The following is a 23,457-nucleotide window of genomic DNA, read 5'->3' as shown; positions in this document are numbered from 1 at the left end:
CTAGTTAAGGTCCGGTGCGTGGTAAGTGTCGCACTGATTGGGGTCGCCAGTCTGGTAGCCGACAGTGAACCAGTGCTGGCGCTGTTCCGAGGAACCATGGGTCCACGACTCGGGGTTGACGCGGCCGGTGGAGGCCTTCTGGATGCGGTCATCGCCGACCGACGAAGCTGCCGACAATGCGTCGGCAATGTCCTTGTCGCTCAACGGCTCCAAGAACGGCACGCCGCTACCTTCCTGCTTGGTCGTGGAGGCGTAATGAGCCCACACCCCGGCGTAGCAGTCGGCCTGCAGCTCGGTGCGCACCCCATTGCCGCCGGCGCCCTGCGCGCCCTGCTGAGCGCGGCCGAGTGAACCCTGCAGATCCTGCACATGATGGCCGAATTCGTGAGCCACCACGTATTCCTGTGCCAAGGGTCCACCACTCGAACCGAATTGGGTGCGCAGCACGTCGAAAAAGCCGGTGTCGAAGTAGGCAGTCTTATCCACCGGGCAGTAGAACGGGCCCACCTCGGTGCTGGCCGGTCCACATCCGGTGCTGACCTGACCGCTGAACAACCGGATATGGGGCCGGGTGTAGCCGTGCATCAGTTGCTTCCATACCGCGTCGACGGAGTTGCCGGTGGCGACCACCCGGCACTGCACGTACTGGTTGGCGTCGGCGCCGGTTTTGCACTTGCCTAGATCGAACCCGGGTGCGACGTCCTGGCTGGCGCCCGGCGCCGGCAACTGATTGACCACCTTGCCGGGGTCGACCCCGAGTAGCAACGCGACCACGAGGAACAACAGGCCGCCCAGTCCGCCGCCGATCGCGATTCCTCGCCCCCCACCGCCGCCGGACGACGCCGTCGTGCTGGTGTCGATCTGCATACCCTCGTTGAAGGTCATCGCATTCTCCGTTGCGGTTCATGGCATCGCTGTTGGGCTTTCTTCGCCCGGCCAGATCAGCTTCGCACACTACGATCCGGGCCGACCCGGGTCCGTCTACCAAGCATTCGGACTCTCGGACAAAACCGGCAAACCACTGCACGTGCTCGGCGTTGATTGCGAACGACAGGTAGACAACTGAGGAAATTCTCAGGTCCCGCTGCTCATTCTCTCAGTAACCCGGATATGTTCGGGCTTCAAGAGATTGGAGCTTCCATGAGTTATGTGCACCCCCAGGCCATCCTGGGCGCGGCGGTCGGTGCATTCGGCGCCGTCGTTGCTGTAGCCATGATCTCGTCACCGGCCGCCCACGCCGACGATTCGATCATCACCGACATCACCGCCATCGAGTCCGCGGCCAACACCGCCTTCGGGCTCGCCGAGTCGGACTTGGCCAGTCCCGCCACCGAAGCCGCGGGCTTGACGCAGCTGTTCATCGGTCTCGACGACGACTTGATCGGTGTGCCGAACTTTCTCGAGGTGGCCTTGACCGACGAGCTCCAGGGCGTGGCGGTCATCTCGCCCACCGATTTCGAAATCGGCTCCGCCCTGCCGTTCGACTTCTCCGCGCCGACCAGCGCCGCTGAATCCATCACCGAGGCCAACACGATCTACACCGAGGGCGCCACCACGCTGATCAGCATGATCAACGCTTTGCCCACAACCGATTTCGCCGACGCGGCGTTGCTCAACGCGCAGTCGATCATCGACGAATTCATCCTGCCCGGACAGATTGAGCTGATCGGCAGTCTGGCGTTCGCCGGGCTCTGACTAGCCCGGGCCGTCGCCGGCCGCGGCCAGCAGCGGCACCAGCACGTCGCTGATCGGCGTCGCGATTCCGTGGGCGCGGGCCTTGCGAACGATCACCCCGTTGCGGATGTCCCACTCCTGCGGGCGACGGGCTTCGCGGTCGGCCAGCATCGAGGTGCCCATGTCGGCGGGCGCCTCGCGAAACATCGCTACCGTGCCGGCGGCCGCGTCGTCGGCCAGCTGTGCGCCTTCTGCGCGGGCGACGTCGAGGCATTCGCCGGCGTATTGGCGCGCGAGCTCCGCCAGATCATGCCGACGAAACATCCCCGACCGCCGGCCGGTCAGCACCATCAGTCCGGCCACCGCGTTGACCAGCAGCTTGCGCCATGCGGCGGTGACGAAGTCAGGGTCGCAGTCCGCAGAGCCGCCCGCGCTGCACCACAGGTCGGCGAATGCCGTTGCAGCCGGTCCGGTCGGCAACACCAGCCGCGGATCGGTGCGCAGTCGTACCCAGCCGTCCGGCTGTGTCTCGGCCGAGAACCAGACAATGCCGGGGATGACCGTCGACGATGCGCAGAGCGGCTGCACCTGCTCGACCTGTTCGACACCGTTCTGCAGGACGACGACGGTGGTGTTCTCATCGCACAACCGGGTCAGCCAGCGCCCCGCGTCGGCGTTCTGAGTTGCCTTGACCGTCAGAACAACCCATCCGGCCGGCTCGGTGATCTCGGCGGGCTCGGTGCACACCGGACCCGGCACCGTGATCGGATCGGCGCCGTCGGGCCGAAGCTCGATCTGCGATCGCGGGGTCCGTCCGCAGACTCGGACCCGGTGCCCGTCGGCGGACAGGTAAGCGGCGACCGTCGTGCCGACGGCACCTGGACCGACAACGGCTACATCTCCAATGACATCCATGACCGTCCTCGAAATTACCGCCTCATAGACTGGGCTGTCGTTTCCACCTTCGCGAGGAGTATTTGTGCTGCGCAGTCACGCCGCAGGTTCATTGCGGGCCACCGACGCCGGTCAACAGGTGACGCTGGCCGGCTGGGTCGCACGCCGGCGCGATCACGGCGGGGTGATCTTCATCGATCTGCGCGACGCCACCGGTGTGTCGCAGGTGGTGTTCCGTGCCGCCGACGTGCTGGATCAAGCCCACCGTCTGCGCGCCGAGTTCTGCGTGGCCGTCGAAGGCATCGTCGAAATCCGCCCGGAGGGTAACGCGAACTCCGAGATCGCCACCGGAGATATCGAAGTCAACGCGACGTCGCTGACGGTGCTGGGGGAGTGCGCGCCACTGCCTTTTCAGCTCGACGAGCCCGCCGGTGAGGAAGTTCGGTTGCGCTATCGCTATCTGGATCTGCGCCGCGAAGGTCCGGGCAACGCGATTCGGTTGCGCTCCAAGGTAAATGCCGCGGCACGTGCGGTGCTAACAGGTCGTGACTTCGTCGAGATCGAGACTCCGACGATGACGCGTTCGACGCCGGAAGGCGCGCGCGACTTCCTGGTTCCGGCCCGGCTGCAGCCCGGCTCCTTTTACGCCCTGCCGCAGAGCCCGCAGCTGTTCAAGCAGTTGCTGATGGTGGCCGGCATGGAGCGGTACTACCAGATCGCTCGCTGCTACCGGGACGAGGATTTTCGGGCCGACCGGCAGCCGGAATTCACCCAGCTCGACATGGAGATGAGCTTCGTCGAGGCCGACGACGTCATCGCCACGGCCGAGCGGGTGCTCAAAGCGGTGTGGGCGCTCATCGGCTACGACCTTGCCACGCCGGTGCCGCGGATCAGTTACGCCGACGCGATGACACGGTTCGGCACGGACCGACCCGACCTGCGGTTCGGGGTTGAGCTTGTCGAATGCACAGAGTTTTTCTCCAACACCACGTTTCGGGTGTTCCAGGCGCCTTACGTCGGCGCGGTCGTGATGTCCGGTGGGGCGTCGCAGCCGCGCCGGACGCTGGACGGCTGGCAAGAGTTCGCCAAGCAGCGCGGCCACAAGGGCCTGGCCTATGTGCTGGTCGGCGACGACGGCACGCTGAGCGGGCCGGTCGCCAAGAATCTTTCCGACGCCGAGCGTGACGGCTTGGCGGCCCACGTCGGCGCCGAACCCGGTGACTGCATCTTCTTCTCGGCGGGGCCGGCAAAAGCATCGCGTGCGCTGCTCGGTGCTGCCCGTGACGAGATCGCCAAGCGACTCGACCTGATCGATCCGGCTGCCTGGGCGTTCACCTGGGTGGTGGACTTCCCGCTGTTCGAGCCGGCCGACGACGCGACCGCCGCCGGTGACGTCGCGCTGGGCAGCGGTGCGTGGACCGCGGTGCACCACGCTTTCACCTCGCCCAAGGCCGAGTCGGAGGCGACCTTCGACAGCGACCCGGGCAACGCTCTCGCCGACGCCTACGACATCGTCTGCAACGGCAACGAGATCGGTGGCGGTTCCATTCGTATCCATCGCCGCGATGTCCAGGAACGCGTATTCGCGATGATGGGGATCGGCGCCGCCGAAGCGCAGGAGAAATTTGGATTCTTATTGGACGCGTTCACTTTTGGTGCGCCGCCGCACGGCGGGATCGCGTTTGGCTGGGACCGGATCGTCCAGTTGCTGTCCGGTGCTGACTCCATTCGCGAGGTGATCGCCTTCCCGAAGTCCGGCGGCGGCGTCGACCCGCTGACCAATGCCCCGGCACCCATCACCGCGCAGCAGCGCAAGGAGTCGGGAATCGATGTGAAGCCCGACGAGTTGACCAGGCATGAGTGAAATGCCCGACACCGACGCGATCAAAGCGTTCAACGAGACCATCGCCGAGGAGTTCCGGTCGAACAACGGCAAGGTCGGCGGCCAGTTCGAAGGTGCAAACCTGCTGCTGCTGACCACGACGGGCGCCAAATCTGGCCAGCCGCGACTCTCGCCGTTGGCCTACTTCCGGGTCGACGGAAAGCTGCTCATCATCGGGTCCTTCGCCGGCGCCGACGTGAACCCGGCCTGGGTGCACAATCTGCGGGCGAATCCGTCGGCGCACATCGAGTTCGGCAACGACTCCGCAGACGTGATCGCCCGCGAGTTGCCGTCTGATGAGCGCGACGATCTGTTCGGCCGAATCGCTGCGGCCTCCCCGGGGTTCGCCGGGTATCAGGCAAAAACCACGAGGATCATACCGGTCTTCGAGCTGCAGCCGGCCAGTTAGCCCAGCCGCGTAGTTAGGTCGTCAACCGACCCGGGGAAGCGTCCGGTCACGGCGCAATCACGGCGCCTATCACGGGGCGGTTACACCACCTCGAAGTGGCTAGTGCGGGACCAGCGACATGATCGTTTGCAGCGTGCCGCGCACCGGGTGCAAGAAGATGTTCACGATCTGGATCGGGAACAGCTGGCCATTTCCGCCGCACTTGGGCCACGCTCCGGGACCCTGAGTTGCCAGCACCCGGTTCGCCACCGCAATCTGCTGCTCCCGCGACGCCATGGCCGGGTCACCCATGCCGCCGTTTGCGGCCCAGGTAGACGGCTTGAACTGCAGCCCACCGTAGAACCCGTTGCCGGTGTTGGCGTGCCAGTTGCCACCCGATTCGCACTGCGCGACAGCGTCCCAGTTCATACCGTCTGCGTACGCGACCCCAGTGGTCGGATTCACCAGCAGCGTCATGCCCAGAACGACTAGCGCGGCTATCACCAGATGCTTGCACATCGTGCTCAATAGCCCACCTAAATGACTCATTTAACACTTCTAACAAACACGCGGGAAAAGAGTCAATGCGTGGGACATTAGCAATTCAGTGAGATAATTGTTTAATATGCGTTTTCTGTTGCTGATGTCTATTGAAGTTAACTACTGAGCCCATTGGGGCTGTTCATAACTAGAGTGTTATATGCGGTTCAAGTTATCTTGTCGTGATGAAGTAAACTAGAGTGGCCTGTGATACTCCTGTTACCCAAGTGACAGAAGGAGCGGAAGCACGCACTAGCGCGTTTGGCCCAAAAACTCTTGGACCAGGCGTTTTGGCGCCTGGGTCAGCCAAGCCTCGACAATCAGCTCCCTGAGGCCGCGCTCGCTGATGGCCGCAAGCCTGACCAGCACGGCCGGATAGCCGTCGAAATGGGGCGTGGTGAAGTAGACGTCGGGTTCGTCGGCGATCAGCGCGAACTTGACGCCTTCATCGGCCACCCGGACGCCGAGAATGTCGCCCCGGGGCGGCTGGGTCCCACCTGCAGCCAGCGCTTCACGGTCGGAGGTCCGCAGCGGACGCTCCCAGGCGATCAGCTTCTTGCCGACCCGCCATTCGTGCGGCGACGACTCCCCGGTGAGTTGCAGCTCTCCGACAACGCCGGCGACGTCATCCCAGGTGGCCATGACCCATTGTGCTCCCGGTGGGCACGCCAAGGAGCAGATCAGGCAGCGCCGCTGCGCGTGACCGCGGGCCTCACTAGTGTTGCAGCGTGACGTCGTTGAGCCCTGCCGGCGATCCAGGGCAGTCACGGGATCTGCACCCGGCGGGCTTGGGCGCCCGTTACCAGATCACCCATCGCACCCAATACCGCTACTCGGACGTGGTGACCAGTTCCTACGGTCGCGGATTCCTCACTCCGCGGGACCTTTTGCGCCAGCGCTGTCTGTTTCACGAGTTGCGGATCTCGCCGACACCCGCAGACAGCTCGACGAGCCCGGACACCTACGGCAACATCAGTTCGTACTTCCATGTCACCGAGCCGCATCAGACGCTGACGGTCACCAGCGAGTCAATCGTCGAGGTGTACCCGTCACCGCCGGAGCGGTGGGGGGCCGGACCGGCGCTGGCACCGTGGGAACAAGCCCGTCCGGTGGGTGCGCGGGGAGCGCTGGCCACCGAGTTCGCCCTCGACCTGAACCCGCCGGAGATCACCGACGAGGTGCGCGAATACGCCGCACCGAGTTTCGCCCCCGGACGACCGCTGGTGGAGGTGCTGCGTGACCTCACGACGCGGATCCACACCGACTTCGCCTACCGCTCCGGCTCCACAACGGTTTCCACCGGCGTCAATGAGGTTCTATCGGCGCGGGAAGGGGTATGTCAGGACTTCGCGCGACTGGCGATCGCCTGCCTGCGCGCTCATGGGCTGGCAGCCAGCTACGTGTCCGGATACCTGGCCACCAACCCGCCGCCCGGAAAGGAGCGCATGATCGGTATCGACGCGACCCATGCCTGGGCGGCGGTGTGGACGCCGCAAGCGCCGGGCCAATTCGAGTGGCTTGGACTGGATCCCACCAACGACCAGACGGTCGACGAGCGGTATGTCATCGTCGGGCGCGGCCGCGACTACGCCGACGTGCCGCCGCTGCGCGGCATCATCTACACCAACTCCAAGACCAGCAAGATCGACGTCGCGGTCGACGTTGTGCCCTATGAAGGTGACGAACTGTATGCGTGATTTCCACTGCCCCAACTGCGGCCAGCGTCTGACGTTCGAAAACTCGGCGTGTCTGGCGTGTGGCAGCGCCCTGGGATTCTCGCTCGACGAGATGGCCCTGCTGGTCATCACGACGGGCGAGGACGCCGATCATGCCGGCTTCGTCAGCGCCAGTGACTACGACCTGTGCTCCAACCGTTATGTCGCCGAATGCAATTGGTTGGTACCCATCAATTCCGGCGGGCTGTGCGAGTCCTGCCGGCTGACCATCGAGCGGCCCAACGACGCCGACAAAGATGGCCTTGTCGAGTTCGCCAGCGCCGAGGCGGCCAAACGTCGACTCGTCGTCGAACTGCATGAGCTGAAGCTGCCGATCGTCGGCCGTCTCGAGGACCCCGACTACGGGTTGGGTTTCCGGCTGCTGTCCAGCGCACACGAGAAGGTGCTGACCGGGCACGAAAACGGCGTCATCACCATCGATCTCGCCGAGGGCGACGATGTGCACCGCGAGCAATTGCGGGTGGAGATGGACGAGCCTTACCGCACGCTGCTGGGCCACTTCCGACATGAGATCGGACACTATTACTACTACCGGCTGATCACGCCGTCCGCTGAATACGTGGAGCGGTTCACCGCGTTGTACGGCGACGCCAACGCGGACTACCAGGAAGCGCTGGACCGGCACTACAGCGAGGGTGCGCCCGACGGTTGGCATAAGAATTACGTGTCGTCGTATGCGACCATGCATCCGGCCGAGGACTGGGCCGAGACGTTCGCGCACTACCTGCACATCCGGGACACGCTGGACACCGCGGCCTGGTCGGGTTTCGCGCCGGCCACGGCAACCTTCGATCGACCGGTGTTGGGGCCCAGCGCTTTCGCCACCATCATCGACATGTGGCTCCCGGTGTCGTGGTCACTGAACATGGTCAACCGGTCAATGGGTCACGACGATCTTTATCCGTTCGTGCTGCCGGTCAAGGTGCTGGAGAAGATGAAGTTCATCCACAACGTGATCGACGAGGTGACGGCGTTGAGCGGCAAACGCGACCCGGTCCGGGCCTGACCGCGCCCGTCGTCACGGCATGCTCCTCCGCTCGTCACCACCCCACAGCGGCTGCATATCGCTGGGCAGCGCCAATTGGGTCGCGGTGATCACTTCGGCGAGTTCGCGTAATGCCGCGTGAATTGCGGTCAGCAACTCGGCCAGGTTCTTGCGGTGCCCGTCCTCGGAGACCGATTCCAACTCGGCGGGCGACGACCGCCGAAGCAGGGTGCCGATCTCGGCGACCATTCGCTCCGGTCGTGATGACCCCGACGATCCGGGCAGGTCGCCGAGATCAGTCCGCAGCCGCTCCAATTGGTATACCAGCGACCGGGGGTTGGTCGCGTCGAACAGCATCAGTTCTGCCAGGGCTGCAACGCTGACCCGGCCGGCTGTGCGGCGCCGGTAGATCACCGCGGATTCCGTTGCGATAAGCGTTGATTCGATTACCGTTCGCTCGGCCGCCGGCGCCAGGACGGTGGTCAGCGTAGCGCTGAACAAAGCGGTGAGGCCCAGGCCGCGCTCGATGCGTTTGCCGATGTCCATCATGGTCCAGCCGACGTCCTGCACCATCGACTCCGCGGCCACGCCGGCCAGCGTCAGCATCCCCACCAGGGTCTGCGACTGCGCGGTCGCCAGCACGGCGTCGGCCTCGGCGAGGGAGTCCGGCGGTTCGGCCTTGTGGGCCAGCGCTCGCTCGACGCCGGCCAGCACGACCCAGGTGTCGCTGGACAACTGGTCACGCACGCCACGGGCGGCCAGCGCCAGCCGGTCCGCCGAGTGCACCAGTGCGCCGGGGCGATCGCGGTCCATGGTCAGCGACCACAACGTCGACGGGGCGATCGCGATCGTTTCGGCTTGGTCTTCGGGTCCGGGGTCAGTCCCGGTGATGCGGCTCAGCGCAGCCATCAGGACTGCCACACACTGGCTTTCGGAAATCTCTTGGCGGTGCCGGAATTCGTAGTACCGCCGGCGAGCAGCAATCAGCAACCGGGCCATGTTCTCGGCGCGCTCGCCGTAGCGTCCCATCCAGAACAGATCGGACAGCACGCGCGGCGAGCTGACTCCCAACGTGCCCGCACCTGTCTTCGCGGGTATCTCCGGGGCCGGCAGGGTGACCGTCTCGGTCCGCGACCGGTCGGTGGGTTGAACCCAGACATCCTTGGCCGCAAGGGTTTTCAGGGTGTACGCCGATGGCCCCTGGGTCAGCACGTAGCCGAGGCCGCCGAGCATCGGGGCGTAGCCGCCGCGCTGCGCCACGGTGAATAGCCGGATGCCCACCCCACCGGCCGACAGTTCAGTGTCGGAACTGGTGGGAGCGGAGGAGAACTGCGGCAACTCCTGACCGACCCACTGCCACGGCATCGCGGTGATGCAGGCGGTGAGATCCTCCAGTCGTTCCGACGAAAGTGTCGGGCCGACAAGCGTTTGCCCGCCGATGGTAGGCCTGATCAACAACGACGGCAGGTTCGCCAGCAGATGGGAGCGTTCGCTGTCAATGCCACCCCAATAGCTGGGTGCGGTCGACAACAGCGGCGCTTCGCCGAGCAGTCGTGCGGCGAGCTCGGGCAGGAATCGTTGTAGCCCAGCACTTTCCAAGATGCCACTGCCGACGGTGTTCACCACGGTCACCGTCCCGCGATGCTGTGCCTCCACCAGGCCGACCACGCCGAGCCGCGAGTCGGCGCGCAGATCGAGCGGGTCGGTGTAGGTCGCGTCGACGCGGCGGAAGACCACGTCGACGCGTTTCAGCGTACCCAGGGAGCGCATCCACAATTTCCCGTCGCGAACCACCAGATCCGCGCTCTCCACCAACGGGAAACCCAGCAGCGTGGCCAGATACGCCTGATCGAACGAGGTTTCGGAGTAGATGCCTGGGCTGAGGACGACGACCACGGGGTCTTGCACACCGTCAGGCGCGGCATCGATCAACGCCAGCCGCAACGCCTGAGCGAACGGCGTCGTCGGCCGAGGTCCGACCTTCTCGTAGAGGTCGGGCAGTGCTTGCGCAAGCACCCGCCGGTCGGCGAGGGCGTATCCGGCCCCGGACGGGGCCTGGGTCCAGTCGGCATTCACCTGATAGCTGCCATCGGAGCGCCGGCCGACATCGCAGGCGTGCATGAAGAGCTGGTGGTGCCCAGGCACCTCGATTCCGTTGGCGGCACGCACATAACCGGGATGGGCGAATAGCAGTTCCGGCGGCAGCACGCCCTCGGTCAGCGAGCGTCGGCTCGCGTACACATCGGCCAGCACGGCGTTGAGCACCCGGGATCGTTGCACCAGTCCGGTCTCAAGCACGTCCCAGTCGGGAGCCGACACCACCAGTGGCAGCGGGTCCAGCCGCCACGGCTGGGACTCGTCGTGACTACCGGCGACGGGCGGCTTGGTGGGATCGACACCGGTGTAGGTGATGTCGTCGTTGTCCACCAGCCGGCGTACAGCGGAGCTCAACCGACTCATGCCGGCCCGTCCGCGATCACCGACCGCGTCGGCGAGGTCGGACCACGCCGGGCGGACGTTCCCGTTCTCGTCGAGGAATTCGTCGAAGCCGATCACCGGCCCCTGAAGGGAGGGTGGCCGCAAGTCGAACAGGGTCTCTTGAGCACGTGCGGTTCGGTACCCGGCAAGCAGCCGATCGACGTCGGAGCGGTCGTGAAAAGCTGCCGACGAATCGCTGGGTTGCTGAATTATCTCAGCCATGTCGCCAATAGCCATTACCGCAGAACGGTACGCACGCGCCGCAGATCAAGGATGCCCGGCGCGCCGATGTCGGTGGAAATTCGCGCCTGCATTTCCCGGATGTCGGACAGCTCGAGCTTGCCCGGGGTGAATCCGGTTGCCTCGAAACGTCGCGCTCGCCGAGACTCGGCTTCCACGGCGTTGACGGGAGGCTCGTCGTACGCGCGACCGCCGGGATGAGCGATGTGGTACGTGCAGCCACCACGCGACGTCGAGGTGGTGAGGTCGATGAGCTCGAACTGCAGCGGACCGTCTTTCGCGATGGTCGGGTGCAGCGCGCTGGGCGGCTGCCACGCGCGGAACCGCACGCCGCCGACGTGCACGTCGGGGTTGTCGGTGGCCAGCAGCGGCACCGGATATCCGTTGCAGGTCAGCAGATAGCGGTGGCGGTCGGCGCCGATGACCCGTACCTGGATACGTTCGACCGAGGAGTCCACGTAGCGAGCGGTGCCGGTCGCGGTGGACTCCTCGCCGAGGGTGTTCCACGGTTCGATGGCCCCGCGCAGTTCGATCTCGACGCCGTCGAAGACCGCGGTGCCGATCCGTGGAAAACGGAATTCGGTGAACGGGTCCAGCCAATTGGTCTCGAACGGGATGCCGTGTGCCCGCAGATCTGCGGCGACATCGGCAATGTCATGAATCAAGAAGTGCGGCAACAGGTATCGACCGTGAAGGTTCGAACCGTGTCGGATCAGCGGAGCCCGCAGCGGGTCGTCCCAGAACCACGCCACCAGCGAGCGCACCAGCAGCGACTGCACCATCGCCATTCGCAGGTGCGGTGGCATCTCGAAACCGCGCAACTCCAGCAGACCCAACCTGCCCCGCAGGCTGTACGGGTTGTAGAGCTTGTCGATGCAGAATTCGGCTCGATGCGTGTTGCCGGTGATGTCGGTGAGCAGATGCCGAAGTGCCCGGTCGATGATCCACGGCCGGGGCGAATCTGCCGCGGAACCCGAAGTCAGCCGGTCGATTTCGGCGAATGCGATTTCGAGCTCGTACAGCGCCTCGGCGCGACCCTCGTCGACGCGCGGCGCTTGCGAGGTGGTCCCGACGAACCGGCCGGCGAACAGATAGGACAACGAGGGGTGTCGCTGCCAATACGTCAGCAGCGAAACCAACAGGTCTGGGCGGCGCAGCAGCGGAGAGTGCTTCGGAGTGACGCCGCCCAGGGTGATGTGATTGCCACCGCCGGTGCCGCTGTGACTGCCGTCGAACTGGAATGACTCCGTGGACAGGCGCGCCAATCTGGCTTGTTCGTAGAGGGTTTCAAGCTGTTGGGTCTGATCGGCGAAGCTGGCGGTGGGTGCGACGTTGACCTCGATGACACCGGGGTCGGGGGTGATCGTCGTCGACATCAGCCGCGGGTCCGCCGGTGGTTCGTAACCCTCGATGACCACCGGGCGGCCGATTTTCGCGGCCGCCGCATGCACCCGGCCGATCAGGTCGACGAAGTTGTCCAGGGCTTCGGTGGGCGGCATGAAGACGTACAGCAAGCCGTCGCGCACCTCGGCGACCATCGCTGTCGTCGGTGCGTCGTCATCGTCATCGACGACGGCCTCGACCTCCGACGACGTGAGGTCCTCACCGACCGCGGTCGGATCGGTGACGAATGACACCCGCGGCGGCTTCCAGCTGATCGAACTCAGTGGCAGCCGTAGACCCGCCGGCGAATCGCCCGCGATCAGTACGACGCGGCCGCGCCGCAGCCGCCAATTGGCGCTGGCCCAGCCCAGGTCGTCCTCGCGACGGTGAATGGGAAGCACGAATGCGCTTGGTGTGATGGTGGATTCGTCGAGTTTAGACACCAGCGCTGCCCGGGCGGCCGGACTGTCCGTCTCGGGGTTCAGATCGGCACTGGACTCCACCGGATCGCCTTGGGGCAAACGGGTTTCGGTCGCCAACTGGGTCAGCGGATCTTCGTAGGCGGCACGCACCTGCGAATCGGGCAGGCCCAACTCGGCGGCGATGGCCGCAAGCAGGTCCTGGGCCGTCGTGATGTCCGCCGGTGGCCCGGCCGGAGCGGTGCTCCAGGGGTCAGCCAGCAATGTGTCGTCGGGCCACAGCGGCTGACCGTCGGTGCGCCAGTACAGTCCAATTTGCCAGCGGGGCAACGGTTCACCGGGATACCACCGGCCCTGTCCGCGGTGCACCAGGCCCTGCGGTGCCCACTGCTTCTTCAGTCGAGCGGCCAGCTCGGAGGCGAGTTGACGCTTGTGCGGGCCGTCGGCGTCAGTGCTCCACTCGTCGTCGACCTGGTTGTCGACCGACACGAAGGTGGGCTCGCCACCGACGGTGAGCCGGACATCGCCGGCGGTCAGTCGCTCGTCGACCCTGCGGGCGACGTCCTGGATGGTCGCCCAGGCCTCGTCGGTGTAGGGCAGGGTGACCCGCGGATCTTCGTGGATGCGGGTGACGGTGTTGGAGAATTCCAGGGTGGACTCGCACGGCTCGACGCCGCCCGTGATCGGCGCCGCGCTCGCCGGACTCGGTGTGGCGGCGAGCGGGATGTGGCCCTCGCCGGCGAACAGACCCGATGTCGGATCCAAACCGATCCAACCCGCGCCGGGGATGAAGACCTCGGCCCAGGCGTGCAGGTCGGTGAAATCGGCGGATGGGCCGGACGGCCCGTCGAGTGCCTTGACGTCGGAGGTCAGCTGGACCAGGTAGCCGGACACGAATCGGGCGGCCAGACCCATCTGCCGCGCCACCGAGACCAGCAGCCAGGCGAAGTCACGACACGACCCGATTCCAGTTTGCAGCGTGAAATCCGGTGTCTGCACACCCTGTTCCATTCGCACGCTGTAACCGAGGTCTGCATTGATTCGTCTGTTGAGTTCCACTAGGTAGTTGATCGTGCGGGTGCCCGGTGGCACGGCGAAGGTGCGCACCCAGGCCTGCACCAGTTCGCCGGGGCCCGAGCCGGCGCCGTCCTCGTCGACCGGTCGCAGATAGGGCTTGAGCTCATCTGCCAACGGCTCGGGATAGGTGAATCCGCCGGCGGGCCACGTTTCGGCCCAATCCTCGATGAAGAAATCGAACGGGTTGATCACCTTGAGGTCGGCGATCAGCCCAACGGTGATGGTCAGCCGGTCCGTCGGATTGGGAAACGTCAGCCGGTAGACGAAGTTGCCGACGGCATCCTGCTGCCAGTTGACGAAATGGTCCGCCGGTTCGACTCGCAGCGAGTAGGCCTCGATCTCCGTGCGCGAGTGAGGCGCCGGACGCAGCCTTACGACGTGTGGGAACACCCGGACCGGCCGGTCAAAGGTGTAACTGGTGCGATGCTCCAGCGCAACTTTGATGGTCATAACCGCCATCTCATCACGCGAACCTGATTGACGCAGCGCAGCATAGTCAGCCTTTTCGGGTGGAGTTGGGAGTGGCGTAACCGGGAATGGCCGCCAAGTGTTCCTAGGATCGCTCGAGTGGATGATCGTTACGGCTCAGACATTCTCGCCCGCGACCCGCATAACTGGCGCAGACCGCGGTCCGCTGAGATGCCCGTCGAAATCGGCGTGGTCGTGGAAGACCCGCAGACCGGCTACGTCGGCGCGGTGGTGAGCGTCGAGTACGGCCGCATGCAACTCGAAGACCGGCACGGTCGCCGCAAGCCGTTCCCGGTCGGCCAGGGCTATCTCGTCGACGGCAAGCCGGTGATCCTGACCGCGCCGCGCGGCCCGGCACCCAAGGCCGCGGCCCGCACCGCATCCGGCTCGGTGGCGGTGAGCGGGGCGCGTGCCCGGATCGCCCGGACCGGCCGAATTTACGTCGAGGGCCGCCATGACGCCGAACTCGTCGAGCAGGTGTGGGGCGACGACTTGCGGATCGAGGGTGTGGTGGTCGAATACCTCGGCGGCGTCGACGATCTCGTCGGCATCGTCGAGCAGTTCCGGCCGGGCCCGCGACGGCGGCTGGGGGTGCTTGTCGATCACCTGGTCGCCGGTTCGAAGGAATCGCGGCTGGCCGACGCGGTGCACCGCGGCTCGGGTGGCGCGCACACGCTGGTCGTCGGCCATCCGTTCGTCGACATCTGGCAGGCCGTCAGACCGGCCCGGCTCGGGCTGTCGGAGTGGCCGGTGATCCCACGCGGAACGGAGTGGAAACACGGCATCTGCCAGGCGCTGGGCTGGCCGCACGCCAACCAGGCCGACATCGCTGCCGCGTGGCACCGCATCCGCGGAACAGTCCGCGACTGGACCGACCTCGACGCGGCGCTGATCGGCCGGGTGGAAGAGCTGATCGACTTCGTCACCCAGCCGTAGCGGTTCTAGCCCCAGCGGTTACGGAGTAAGCGGCGCGATCGGCCCCCCGGAAAGCCGACGGTAGGTGTAGGCCTGGATCAGCAGGGCAACCGGGCCGGCCACGATGACGCCGATGCCACAGGCGATGAACCCGGCCACCAGGATCAAGGCCTGCACGAGCAACGACAGCAGGGTTGCGCCGATGTTCGCCTTCACCACTCCGTAGCTGGCCTTCACCGCGTCGATCGGTGGCAGGGCGCGATCGGACGCGAACGCGATCGTGAACAGCGTGAAGAACGCGAAGACGAAGATCAACACCAGCGACAGCAGTGCGAACACGAAGCCGGGCAGTAGAGACAGTGAGTTCAGCACCGCTGAGATCACCGCGATCAGCGCTCCGGCCAGGATGACGTTGCCGAAGTTGCGCGGTTTGAAGAACGAGCCGACAGTCACCGGCCTGCCGTCGAGGATGTCGAGCAATCCCGACCAAATCGCCGCCTGCACGAAAATGCCGAAGATGAAGGTGACGATCTGCAGGATGAACAGTCCGCCGGCGTCCAGACCTGCCGAGAAGGACGCGCCGTACTCGCCGTCGGTATTGGTGTTGGCCGAGGCGCCACCCAATACGACGAATACCAGGGACTGCACGACGGCGAAGAGGACCAGGTACACCAGCGCCGCGAGGACCAATGGGCCCACGTTCTTGGTGAACTTGTTCCACGCCCAACCGAACGCGTGCCCGACGTCGAAACCCGACCCGGGCGGGGGCCCGTATCCGGGATGCGCCGGGTAACCGGGCGACGGCCCGTAGCCCGGTGGTGGCGGGTAGCCGGGAGGAGGACCGTAGCCCGGTTGCGGCGGTCCGTAGCCGGGAGGCGGTGGGGGCCCGCCATATCCGGGCGGCGGTCCGTAGCCGGGCGGCGGCTGCCCTGGTGGCGGCCCATAGCCGGGCGGCGGCTGCCCTGCTGGGGGTCCGTACCCCGGAGGAGGCCCGTAGGCGGGCGGTGGCGGATAGTCATCCGGGTTGGGGTTACTGCCATAGGGTTGGTTCGGATTGCCGGGGTGCTCCGGAGGGTGGCTCATAGCCGCTCCTGCATCGTCGTCGGGGAGTTGTCCTGGCGTGCGCCTTCGCGAACTTAGCAAGTATTCGGCGGCGACGCTCAGACCTCACTCTGCGCGTCCACGTGTCGTGCCGACGTGGTATGCCTGACTCCGTGTCCGACGGTCTGTTCGACGTCCCCGACGAGACCAGTCGTGGCGATCTCACGCACGCCGCCTCGGCCGCCGCGCCGCTGGCCGTACGGATGCGCCCGGCCAGTCTCGAGGAGGTCGTGGGGCAGGCTCACTTGCTGCAGCCCGGCTCTCCGCTGCGGCGACTGGTCGAAGGCTCGGGCATGGCGTCGGCCATCCTCTACGGCCCGCCCGGCAGCGGAAAAACGACACTGGCGTCGCTGGTGTCGCAAGCCACCGGACGCCGGTTCGAGGCGCTGTCGGCGTTGTCGGCCGGGGTCAAGGAAGTCCGCGCCGTGATCGATACGGCGCGACGAGCCGCCGTGCACGGCGAGCAGACCGTGCTGTTCATCGACGAGGTACACCGGTTCTCCAAGACACAGCAGGACGCACTGCTGGCCGCGGTCGAGAACCGGGTGGTCTTGCTGGTCGCGGCGACAACCGAGAACCCGTCGTTTTCCGTTGTCGCGCCGCTGTTGTCACGGTCGTTGATCCTGCAGTTGCATCCGTTGACCGCCGAGGACGTCCGCGCGGTCGTGCAGCGCGCGATCGATGATCCGCGTGGACTGGACGGCCGGGTGCAGCTGACACCCGAGGCAGTTGACCTGTTGGTCCGGCTGGCGGCCGGGGACGCCCGGCGGGCGCTGACCGCATTGGAGGTGGCGGCCGAGGCGGGGGATGAGGTCACCGTCGAAACCGTCGAGCAATCGCTGGACAAGGCGGCAGTCCGCTACGACCGCGACGGCGACCAGCACTATGACGTGGTCAGCGCCTTCATCAAGTCGGTGCGCGGTTCCGATGTCGATGCCGCGCTGCACTACCTCGCCCGAATGCTCGTCGCCGGAGAGGATCCGCGTTTCCTCGCGCGCCGACTGATGATCCTCGCCAGCGAGGACATCGGCATGGCGGACCCGACCGCAATACAGGTCGCAGTCGCCGCCGCGCAGACGGTGGCGCTGATCGGCATGCCGGAGGCCAAACTGACCTTGGCGCACGCCACCATCTATCTGGCTACGGCGCCGAAGTCGAATGCCGTCGCCACCGCGATCGGGGCGGCGATGGGAGACATCGGCGCGGGCAAGGCCGGTCTGGTGCCGCCGCATCTGCGTGACGGTCACTATTCGGGGGCTGCGGCGCTGGGCAACGCTCAAGGCTACAAGTACGCGCACGACGACCCAGATGGTGTTGTGCCGCAACAATATCCGCCGGACGAGCTGGTCGGCGTCGACTACTATCAGCCGACCAACCGCGGCGCCGAACGGGAGATCGGCGGTCGGCTCGACAAGCTGCGAGCGATCATCCGGCGCAAGCGGGGGTGACGGCGGCGGTCGCCATCGCCGAGAGTCAAAGCACTGCGACGTGCATCGGCGAGTCTTCGCAACGGTTTACGTGTCGAAGCTTCACGGGGTAGCGGTGTCCGCCTGTTCGAGCCAGTCCGCCAGCGACCGGCCCGCGTCGAGCACGTGTCGCTCGGCGATGTGGCGGGCTTTGTCGACGTCGCGATCGGCGAGCGCGGCCACCAAGGCCTCGTGCTCCTCGATCGCGTTGTGCTCGTGCTCGGGAAACATCCCGAAGAAATTCGACGGGACCACCCGGACGGCCTGTCGGATCTGCGCCATCAACCGCCGCGAATGAGATGCCCGATGAATCTCCCGGTGGAACTGCCAATTCGCGTCGACGATGCCGCCTTCGCCGGCGTGGGCCTCGACATCGGTTGCCAGCGCACGTAATCGGGCGATGCCCTCGTCAGTCACCCGCTGCGCTGCCCACGCGGCGGCCTGACCGGTCAGTACGCCCAAGATCGTGAAACTGTCCAGCACGTCCTGGGGGCTCATGCCGATCACGGTGATGCCGCTGCGCGGCGCGACACGCACCAACCCGTCGTAGGACAACTCCAGCAGGGCCTCACGCACGGGTGTGCGGCTAGTGGCGAATTCTTTGGTGATCGCGTCGAGGTCGAGGCGGGTGCCAGCGGGCAACGCACCGGTGAGGATGCGGTCGCGCAGCTCGCGCGCGGCCCGCTCGCGGACCGTGCCGCCGATATCAACACCGTCGTTCGGAGCCATGGCGAGGACCTTAAAGGCAGTGGGGATTCACATGGGTGACGTACTTGAAATCTAATATATCAGATGTTAAACATCAGTGATGACTAATCGACAGATGGCGCTCGTCGCCTTTATGCAAGCGGGCAGCACGTCGGTCTACGCCGGCTCCTGGCGTCACCCCGCCACCGAGCACGGATACCTCGACGCGTCCTACTACGCCAAGATCGGCCGGACACTCGAAGAAGGCTGCTTCGACCTGATGTTCTTCGACGATCGGCTGGCCATGCCGGGTATTTACGGCGGCTCGGTCGCCGACGCGGTCAAGTACGGCGCGCGCCCGGTGAAGCTGGACCTGTCCATCGTGCTGGGCGTGCTCGCGCAGGCGACATCGCACATCGGCTTGGGTGCGACCGGTTCCACCACGTACTACACGCCGTTCCACATCGCCCGCACCTTTGCCACCCTCGACCACTTGTCCGGCGGTCGGGCGGCGTGGAACATCGTCACGTCGGTCAACGACAGCGAGGCGCAAAACTTCGGCCTGGAAACACATCTGGGCCACGACGCCCGCTACGACCGCGCCGAGGAATTCCTCGAGGCCACCGTCGGACTCTGGGACACCTGGGAAGACAACGCGATCCTGCACGACCGGGTCAACGGCATCTACGCCGACCCCGACAAGGTCCACGAGTTGCATCACAAAGGTGAGTTCTTCTCGGTGCGCGGACCACTCACCGTGCCACGCACCCCACAGGGGCGTCCGGTGCTCATCCAGGCCGGATCGTCAGGTCGTGGGCGCGAATTCGCCTCGCGCTGGGCGGATTTGATCTTCACCGGCGACCCGGGCATCGAGGTGGCCCGCAACCATTACGCGGACCAGAAAGAGCGCCTCGGGGCGGCCGGCCGCGACCCGGACTCGGTGAAGCTCTGCCCGATGGCCTATGCGGTGGTCGGCGAGAGCGAGGATCACGCCAAGGAACGCGAGCAGGTGTTCCTGAACGATCTCGTGCACCCGATGGCGTCGTTGACCCTACTCTCGGAGTTGATGAACTACGACTTCGCCAAGCACGACCTCGACGACCCGATCACCGACGAACTCATCGAGAATGTGTCCGGGATCCGTGGGCTGGTACAGAACCTGCGCGCCCACATCGGCGACAAGATCACCCTGCGCGACCTCGCCGGCCACCGCGCCACCCTGCTGCAGGGCCCGCGCTTCGTCGGCACCGGAAAGCAGGTTGCCGACCAGATGGAGGAGTGGTTCCATGGTGGTGCCTGCGACGGATTCGTCTTGGCCGCAACGCATCTGCCCGGAGCGTTCGAAGACGTGGTTCGGATGGTGATCCCGGAATTGCAACACCGCGGGTTGTTCCGCGACTCCTACAGCGGGTCGACGCTGCGCGATCACCTCGGGCTGCAACGGCCGGCCGGCGTGCCTGTCAACGCATGATGCTGGAAGGCATCCGGGTTCTCGACGTCGCGACGCTGGCCGCGGCACCCTTGGCGGCGACGTACCTCGGCGAATTCGGCGCCGACGTCATCAAGATCGAGCAACCCGACGGCGGCGACCCGATCCGTACCTGGGGAAACCAGGTCGACGGCGTCGGGCTGATGTGGAAATCGTTGTCGCGCAACAAGCGGTCGATCACGCTGAACCTGCGGGTGGCCGAAGGCCAGGCATTGCTACGGCAACTGGTCGACCACGCCGACGTGGTGATCGTCAACACCAGGCCGGCGACCTTGCGCACCTGGGGGCTGGACTACGAGGCGCTGCGCGCGGTCAACGACAAGATCGTGATGCTGCACATCACCGGCTACGGGCTGTCCGGGCCGAAAAGCGAGCGGCCCGGTTTCGGCACGCTCGGCGAGGCGATGAGTGGGTTCGCCAACATCACCGGCGAGGAGAACGGCCCACCGACGTTGCCGCCGTTCATGCTTGCCGACGGGGTGGCGTCACTCAACGCTGCGTACGCGGTGATGATGGCGCTCTACCACCGCGACGTGCACGGCGCATCGGGACAGCTGATCGACATCAACCTGATCGATCCATTGGCTCGGCTGCTCGAGCAGACTCTGCTGGGCTACGACCAGCTCGGCCTGGTACCCACCAGGGCGGGCAACCGCTGGGACATCTCAGCGCCGCGCAACACCTATCGCACCGCCGACGATCGATGGCTGGCGATGTCGGGAAGCTCGCCGACGTTGGCACTGAGGGTTTTTCGCGCCATCGGTCGCGCCGATCTGGTCGACGACGTCGACTTCTCCAGTCCGCAGGGGCGGCTGTCGCGCGCGCGCGAGGTGGATCAGGTGGTCGCCGAGTGGGTGGCCACCAAGACGCTGGACGAGGCGATGGCGATCTTCGACGCCGCCGAGGTGGCCGCCGCGCCGGTCTACGACATCACCGATCTGGTGGCCGACGAGCAGCTCGCCCACCGCGAGGTCTTCGTCAAGGTCGCCGACGACGAACTGGGAGCGATGACGGTCCAGGCTCCGGTGCCACGATTCTCCGGCGCGACCGGTCGCGTGGATCATCTCGGCCCGCGGATCGGTGCGAACAACGCCGAGGTGTACGGCGAGCTACTTGGCCTGGGCCGCAATGACATCGACGACCTGCATGCCCGGGGCGTCCTGTGAAAGGAACGGACCCATGACCTCGAAACGAGCATTGCTGCGCCGCTCGGAGCTCGCCGTCCCCGCAGCCAACGACCACATGTTCGCCAAAGCTGCGGCGTCCGAGGCCGATCTGGTCTTCCTTGACCTCGAGGACGCCACCGCGCCCGCGCACAAAGAGGCGGCCCGCGCCAAAGCCATCGCGGGGCTCAACGACCTCGACTGGGGTCAAACCGTGCGGGCGATCCGGATCAACGGCCTCGACACCCAGTGGTGCCACGACGACGTCATCGAGGTTGTCACCGGCGCGCGGGAAAACCTCGACACCATCATCGTCCCGAAAGCAGTTCGGGCACGCGATGTTTGGTGGGTCGATGTGTTGCTCACCCAGCTGGAGGCCAAGCTCGGCCTGACGCGTCAGATTCGCCTCGAGGTGCTGATCGAAGAAGTCGAGGGGTTGGCCAATGCCGAGGAGATCGCCGTCGCCAGCCCGCGACTGGACGCGCTGATCTTCGGCGTCGGTGACTTTTCGCTATCCCAGGGAGCCCGGGTCGACACCAACTTCGAGCCGTTGGGCGAATACCCCGGTGACTTCTGGGCCTACGCCCGCAACAAGGTGATCGTCGCCGCCCGGATCGCCGGCATCGATGCGATCGACGCGCCCTACCCCGACTACGGCAATCTGGCGGGCTACGAGCGCGACGCGCGACGCGCCGCCCTGATGGGGTACACCGGCAAGTGGGCCATTCACCCGAGTCAGATCGAGGTGGCCAACCGGGTCTATGCGCCGACCGACGAAGAGATCGCGCTCGCCGAACGGAATGTCGCGGCCTACCGCGAAGGGGAGAAGAAGGGCCTCGGTGCGGTGGGAGTCAACGGGGTTCTGGTCGACGCGGCGCATGTCAAGATGGCTCAGGCGACGCTGGCGCGCGCCGCCCTGATCGGGCGTGGAGGAGACGGCGGATGAAGGCGTTCACCGACGACAAGATGGGTGCGCTGCTGCCCACCGCCAAGGCATACAGCGTGATGATCCTCAAGCGGGGCCCGAACTTTGCTGACGACACGGCGCCGGCGGTCATCTGGGAGCACGGCCGGCGTAACTTCGGGTTACGCCACGGCGGCGTGCTCGCGGTGGTGTTGCTGGTTCCCGATGGCTCCGATGTCTGCGGAGTTGCGGTATTCACCGGGACCGTCGACGAGACCGTCGCAGTAATGAACGACGATCCAGGCGTGCAAGCCGGAGTGTTCACCTTCGAGGTGCACGGTTGCCTCGGGTTTCCTGGCGACTCGCTGCCGTAGCCGCGAGGCTACGAAACGCTAAACCAACTCGGGCACCCGCAGGTGTGCCAGCGCCAGCTCGAACTCGCCGACGTCGTGCTGGTCGGCGCCGAGGTCGCGTAGCCGGGCGGTCCGCAGCGACCGGGCCCGATCTTCGTTGCGCTGCATCGCCTCCCGGCTGTCGAACGTCGACGACGACACCGCCCGCCACGAAGCTCGGTCGATCATCAGGCTGGCGCTGCAGAAGCCGTCGAGTTCTTCGATCGCGGGCAGCACCGACTCGCGGTAGAACCCGATGGCCCGGTCGAACTGGTCGGGCCGCATCCGCAGCCAGGTGGCGCGGACACAGGCGCCCGGGCCGGAGCGGTGGTCGCGGTGTAACACGGCGATCTCCCACTCGTCGATCGCCGGGCTGCCGCCGAAGGTCTGCGCGGCCTGATCGCGCAGCGGGCGGGCGGCTTCGGCGCTGGCGTGCATGGCAGCTTCGTCATCCCATGCGGTAGTCGCGATGCAGCGGCCCGACTCGCGGTCGACCAGCAACGACAGGCCGACGCAACCGTCGACCTCGCGCAGCGCGGGCATCACCGCGTCGCGAACGTGCGCGATTCCGGCGTCGATGGACGACGGGTTCGCCTGGATTGTCGTGGAGCGCGCGTACATGAACACACCTTTCTGTTCGACCCGACTTCGCCAGGATGGCGGCGCCCCGGTGGCGCCACCGGTCCTTTGACCACCTTCCTCCGCTGGATTCGCCGTGGCAATGGGCAAATACGTAGGCTGGTCAGGTGAATACCGATGTGCTGGACGTGGACACCGCGCGTCGCCGTATCGTCGATTTGACCGACTCAGTGCGCGCGTTCTGCTTTCCGCGGGGCGACGGTTTGTGCAACATTTTCGTTCCGCATGCGACGGCTGGGGTGGCGATCATCGAAACCGGCGCCGGCTCCGACGACGACCTGATCGACACCCTGGAGCGGCTGCTACCACGCGATGATCGCTACCGGCACGCCCATGGGTCGTTCGGTCACGGCGCTGACCACGTGATGCCCGCGATCATCGCGCCGTCGATCACGGTGCCGGTCCAGGCGGGGGAGCCTCTGCTCGGCACCTGGCAGAGCGTGGTCCTGGTCGACCTGAACCGGGACAACCCACGGCGCTCGGTGCGCTTGTCGTTCCTCCCGGGCTGAACCGGAGTCCGGCTCGTCGCGTGTCCGC

21 protein-coding genes are annotated in these 23,457 nt (G+C 66.0%); 12 read left to right on the top strand and 9 right to left on the bottom strand.

Annotation, left to right across the window (positions count from 1 at the left end; genetic code table 11):
- The gene (gene ypfJ / locus ACQY5A_RS10150; protein WP_428340234.1) at positions 1-885 is read right to left on the bottom strand and encodes a KPN_02809 family neutral zinc metallopeptidase; all 885 of its coding nucleotides are present in this window, start codon (positions 883-885) and stop codon (positions 1-3) included.
- Positions 886-1,140: 255 nt separating this feature from the next.
- On the opposite strand from ypfJ, the gene ACQY5A_RS10145 reads away from it, so the two are divergent.
- Positions 1,141-1,695 carry a hypothetical protein gene (locus ACQY5A_RS10145; RefSeq protein ID WP_428340233.1) on the top strand — a complete coding sequence of 185 codons (555 nt, stop codon included), beginning with the start codon at positions 1,141-1,143 and terminating at the stop codon, positions 1,693-1,695.
- Here ACQY5A_RS10145 and ACQY5A_RS10140 read toward each other — a convergent pair whose 3' ends face one another.
- A complete protein-coding gene (locus ACQY5A_RS10140; protein ID WP_428340232.1) occupies positions 1,696-2,589 on the bottom strand; it encodes an oxidoreductase in 894 nt (297 codons plus the stop codon).
- Positions 2,590-2,653: 64 nt separating this feature from the next.
- Between ACQY5A_RS10140 and aspS the strand changes: the two genes are divergently transcribed.
- Both aspS and ACQY5A_RS10130 read left to right on the top strand, forming a co-directional pair.
- On the top strand, positions 2,654-4,432 hold the full coding sequence (gene aspS, locus ACQY5A_RS10135; protein ID WP_428340231.1) for an aspartate--tRNA ligase: 1,779 nt from the start codon (positions 2,654-2,656) through the stop codon (positions 4,430-4,432).
- Positions 4,425-4,859: a nitroreductase family deazaflavin-dependent oxidoreductase gene (locus ACQY5A_RS10130; protein ID WP_428340230.1), complete on the top strand. Its 435-nt coding sequence runs from the start codon at positions 4,425-4,427 to the stop codon at positions 4,857-4,859. The genes aspS and ACQY5A_RS10130 overlap by 8 nt, the downstream gene beginning before the upstream one ends.
- A 99-nt stretch (positions 4,860-4,958) precedes the next feature.
- On the opposite strand, the gene ACQY5A_RS10125 is transcribed toward ACQY5A_RS10130, so the two are convergent.
- Together ACQY5A_RS10125 and ACQY5A_RS10120 are read right to left on the bottom strand one after the other, a co-directional pair.
- Positions 4,959-5,315, bottom strand: a complete 357-nt coding sequence (locus tag ACQY5A_RS10125; protein WP_428340472.1) for a transglycosylase family protein — start codon at positions 5,313-5,315, stop codon at positions 4,959-4,961.
- Between the two features lie 315 nt (positions 5,316-5,630).
- Positions 5,631-6,020, bottom strand: a complete 390-nt coding sequence (locus tag ACQY5A_RS10120) for an MmcQ/YjbR family DNA-binding protein (protein WP_428340229.1) — start codon at positions 6,018-6,020, stop codon at positions 5,631-5,633.
- 131 nt (positions 6,021-6,151) lie between these two features.
- Between ACQY5A_RS10120 and ACQY5A_RS10115 the strand changes: the two genes are divergently transcribed.
- Both ACQY5A_RS10115 and ACQY5A_RS10110 read left to right on the top strand, forming a co-directional pair.
- On the top strand, positions 6,152-7,075 hold the full coding sequence (locus ACQY5A_RS10115; protein ID WP_428340471.1) for a transglutaminase family protein: 924 nt from the start codon (positions 6,152-6,154) through the stop codon (positions 7,073-7,075).
- The gene (locus ACQY5A_RS10110; RefSeq protein WP_428340228.1) at positions 7,068-8,120 is read left to right on the top strand and encodes a zinc-binding metallopeptidase family protein; all 1,053 of its coding nucleotides are present in this window, start codon (positions 7,068-7,070) and stop codon (positions 8,118-8,120) included. Before ACQY5A_RS10115 ends, ACQY5A_RS10110 begins: the two co-directional genes overlap by 8 nt.
- Positions 8,121-8,132: 12 nt before the next feature.
- Here ACQY5A_RS10110 and ACQY5A_RS10105 read toward each other — a convergent pair whose 3' ends face one another.
- Both ACQY5A_RS10105 and ACQY5A_RS10100 read right to left on the bottom strand, forming a co-directional pair.
- Positions 8,133-10,799: a circularly permuted type 2 ATP-grasp protein gene (locus tag ACQY5A_RS10105; RefSeq protein ID WP_428340470.1), complete on the bottom strand. Its 2,667-nt coding sequence runs from the start codon at positions 10,797-10,799 to the stop codon at positions 8,133-8,135.
- 14 nt (positions 10,800-10,813) lie between these two features.
- Positions 10,814-14,146 carry a DUF2126 domain-containing protein gene (locus ACQY5A_RS10100; protein WP_428340227.1) on the bottom strand — a complete coding sequence of 1,111 codons (3,333 nt, stop codon included), beginning with the start codon at positions 14,144-14,146 and terminating at the stop codon, positions 10,814-10,816.
- Positions 14,147-14,263: 117 nt separating this feature from the next.
- Here ACQY5A_RS10100 and ACQY5A_RS10095 point away from each other — a divergent pair, with 117 nt between their 5' ends.
- Complete coding sequence (locus tag ACQY5A_RS10095; RefSeq protein ID WP_428340226.1) at positions 14,264-15,100, top strand: DUF3097 domain-containing protein; 837 nt, start codon at positions 14,264-14,266, stop codon at positions 15,098-15,100.
- A gap of 18 nt (positions 15,101-15,118) precedes the next feature.
- Here ACQY5A_RS10095 and ACQY5A_RS10090 read toward each other — a convergent pair whose 3' ends face one another.
- The gene (locus ACQY5A_RS10090) at positions 15,119-16,162 is read right to left on the bottom strand and encodes a hypothetical protein (protein ID WP_428340225.1); all 1,044 of its coding nucleotides are present in this window, start codon (positions 16,160-16,162) and stop codon (positions 15,119-15,121) included.
- Between the two features lie 119 nt (positions 16,163-16,281).
- Between ACQY5A_RS10090 and ACQY5A_RS10085 the strand changes: the two genes are divergently transcribed.
- Entirely contained in the window at positions 16,282-17,628 is a 1,347-nt protein-coding gene (locus ACQY5A_RS10085) for a replication-associated recombination protein A (RefSeq protein WP_428340224.1), read from the top strand.
- A gap of 81 nt (positions 17,629-17,709) precedes the next feature.
- Here ACQY5A_RS10085 and ACQY5A_RS10080 read toward each other — a convergent pair whose 3' ends face one another.
- Complete coding sequence (locus ACQY5A_RS10080; protein ID WP_428340223.1) at positions 17,710-18,375, bottom strand: GntR family transcriptional regulator; 666 nt, start codon at positions 18,373-18,375, stop codon at positions 17,710-17,712.
- Between the two features lie 79 nt (positions 18,376-18,454).
- Between ACQY5A_RS10080 and ACQY5A_RS10075 the strand changes: the two genes are divergently transcribed.
- From ACQY5A_RS10075 to ACQY5A_RS10060, 4 genes are read left to right on the top strand one after another with little or no spacing between them, the layout of a single operon-like run.
- A complete protein-coding gene (locus ACQY5A_RS10075) occupies positions 18,455-19,804 on the top strand; it encodes an LLM class flavin-dependent oxidoreductase (RefSeq protein WP_428340222.1) in 1,350 nt (449 codons plus the stop codon).
- Entirely contained in the window at positions 19,804-20,988 is a 1,185-nt protein-coding gene (locus tag ACQY5A_RS10070; protein ID WP_428340469.1) for a CaiB/BaiF CoA transferase family protein, read from the top strand. Before ACQY5A_RS10075 ends, ACQY5A_RS10070 begins: the two co-directional genes overlap by 1 nt.
- Positions 20,989-21,001: 13 nt before the next feature.
- The gene (locus ACQY5A_RS10065) at positions 21,002-21,931 is read left to right on the top strand and encodes an HpcH/HpaI aldolase/citrate lyase family protein (protein ID WP_428340221.1); all 930 of its coding nucleotides are present in this window, start codon (positions 21,002-21,004) and stop codon (positions 21,929-21,931) included.
- Positions 21,928-22,263: a hypothetical protein gene (locus ACQY5A_RS10060; protein WP_428340220.1), complete on the top strand. Its 336-nt coding sequence runs from the start codon at positions 21,928-21,930 to the stop codon at positions 22,261-22,263. The genes ACQY5A_RS10065 and ACQY5A_RS10060 overlap by 4 nt, the downstream gene beginning before the upstream one ends.
- An 18-nt stretch (positions 22,264-22,281) precedes the next feature.
- On the opposite strand, the gene ACQY5A_RS10055 is transcribed toward ACQY5A_RS10060, so the two are convergent.
- Positions 22,282-22,902, bottom strand: a complete 621-nt coding sequence (locus tag ACQY5A_RS10055) for an antibiotic biosynthesis monooxygenase (RefSeq protein WP_428340219.1) — start codon at positions 22,900-22,902, stop codon at positions 22,282-22,284.
- Between the two features lie 137 nt (positions 22,903-23,039).
- Here ACQY5A_RS10055 and ACQY5A_RS10050 point away from each other — a divergent pair, with 137 nt between their 5' ends.
- Positions 23,040-23,429: a secondary thiamine-phosphate synthase enzyme YjbQ gene (locus ACQY5A_RS10050; RefSeq protein ID WP_428340468.1), complete on the top strand. Its 390-nt coding sequence runs from the start codon at positions 23,040-23,042 to the stop codon at positions 23,427-23,429.
- Positions 23,430-23,457: the final 28 nt, after the last annotated feature.

It is taken from the genome of Mycobacterium sp. (genome assembly GCF_965277065.1).
In the GTDB taxonomy this organism is placed as follows: domain Bacteria; phylum Actinomycetota; class Actinomycetes; order Mycobacteriales; family Mycobacteriaceae; genus Mycobacterium.
Note: the sequence above shows the minus strand (reverse complement) of the source record. Positions and strands in the feature narration are given on the sequence as shown.

Bases quoted from the DNA above. Each gene is read 5' to 3' on its own strand.
- ypfJ (WP_428340234.1), bottom strand. From the start codon at position 885: ATGACCTTCAACGAGGGTATGCAGATCGACACCAGCACGACGGCGTCG.
- ACQY5A_RS10145 (WP_428340233.1), top strand. From the start codon at position 1,141: ATGAGTTATGTGCACCCCCAGGCCATCCTGGGCGCGGCGGTCGGTGCA.
- ACQY5A_RS10140 (WP_428340232.1), bottom strand. From the start codon at position 2,589: ATGGATGTCATTGGAGATGTAGCCGTTGTCGGTCCAGGTGCCGTCGGC.
- ACQY5A_RS10130 (WP_428340230.1), top strand. From the start codon at position 4,425: ATGAGTGAAATGCCCGACACCGACGCGATCAAAGCGTTCAACGAGACC.
- ACQY5A_RS10125 (WP_428340472.1), bottom strand. From the start codon at position 5,315: ATGACGCTGCTGGTGAATCCGACCACTGGGGTCGCGTACGCAGACGGT.
- ACQY5A_RS10120 (WP_428340229.1), bottom strand. From the start codon at position 6,020: ATGGCCACCTGGGATGACGTCGCCGGCGTTGTCGGAGAGCTGCAACTC.
- ACQY5A_RS10110 (WP_428340228.1), top strand. From the start codon at position 7,068: ATGCGTGATTTCCACTGCCCCAACTGCGGCCAGCGTCTGACGTTCGAA.
- ACQY5A_RS10105 (WP_428340470.1), bottom strand. From the start codon at position 10,799: ATGGCTGAGATAATTCAGCAACCCAGCGATTCGTCGGCAGCTTTTCAC.
- ACQY5A_RS10100 (WP_428340227.1), bottom strand. From the start codon at position 14,146: ATGACCATCAAAGTTGCGCTGGAGCATCGCACCAGTTACACCTTTGAC.
- ACQY5A_RS10090 (WP_428340225.1), bottom strand. From the start codon at position 16,162: ATGAGCCACCCTCCGGAGCACCCCGGCAATCCGAACCAACCCTATGGC.
- ACQY5A_RS10085 (WP_428340224.1), top strand. From the start codon at position 16,282: ATGCCTGACTCCGTGTCCGACGGTCTGTTCGACGTCCCCGACGAGACC.
- ACQY5A_RS10080 (WP_428340223.1), bottom strand. From the start codon at position 18,375: ATGGCTCCGAACGACGGTGTTGATATCGGCGGCACGGTCCGCGAGCGG.
- ACQY5A_RS10075 (WP_428340222.1), top strand. From the start codon at position 18,455: ATGACTAATCGACAGATGGCGCTCGTCGCCTTTATGCAAGCGGGCAGC.
- ACQY5A_RS10070 (WP_428340469.1), top strand. From the start codon at position 19,804: ATGCTGGAAGGCATCCGGGTTCTCGACGTCGCGACGCTGGCCGCGGCA.
- ACQY5A_RS10065 (WP_428340221.1), top strand. From the start codon at position 21,002: ATGACCTCGAAACGAGCATTGCTGCGCCGCTCGGAGCTCGCCGTCCCC.
- ACQY5A_RS10060 (WP_428340220.1), top strand. From the start codon at position 21,928: ATGAAGGCGTTCACCGACGACAAGATGGGTGCGCTGCTGCCCACCGCC.
- ACQY5A_RS10055 (WP_428340219.1), bottom strand. From the start codon at position 22,902: ATGTACGCGCGCTCCACGACAATCCAGGCGAACCCGTCGTCCATCGAC.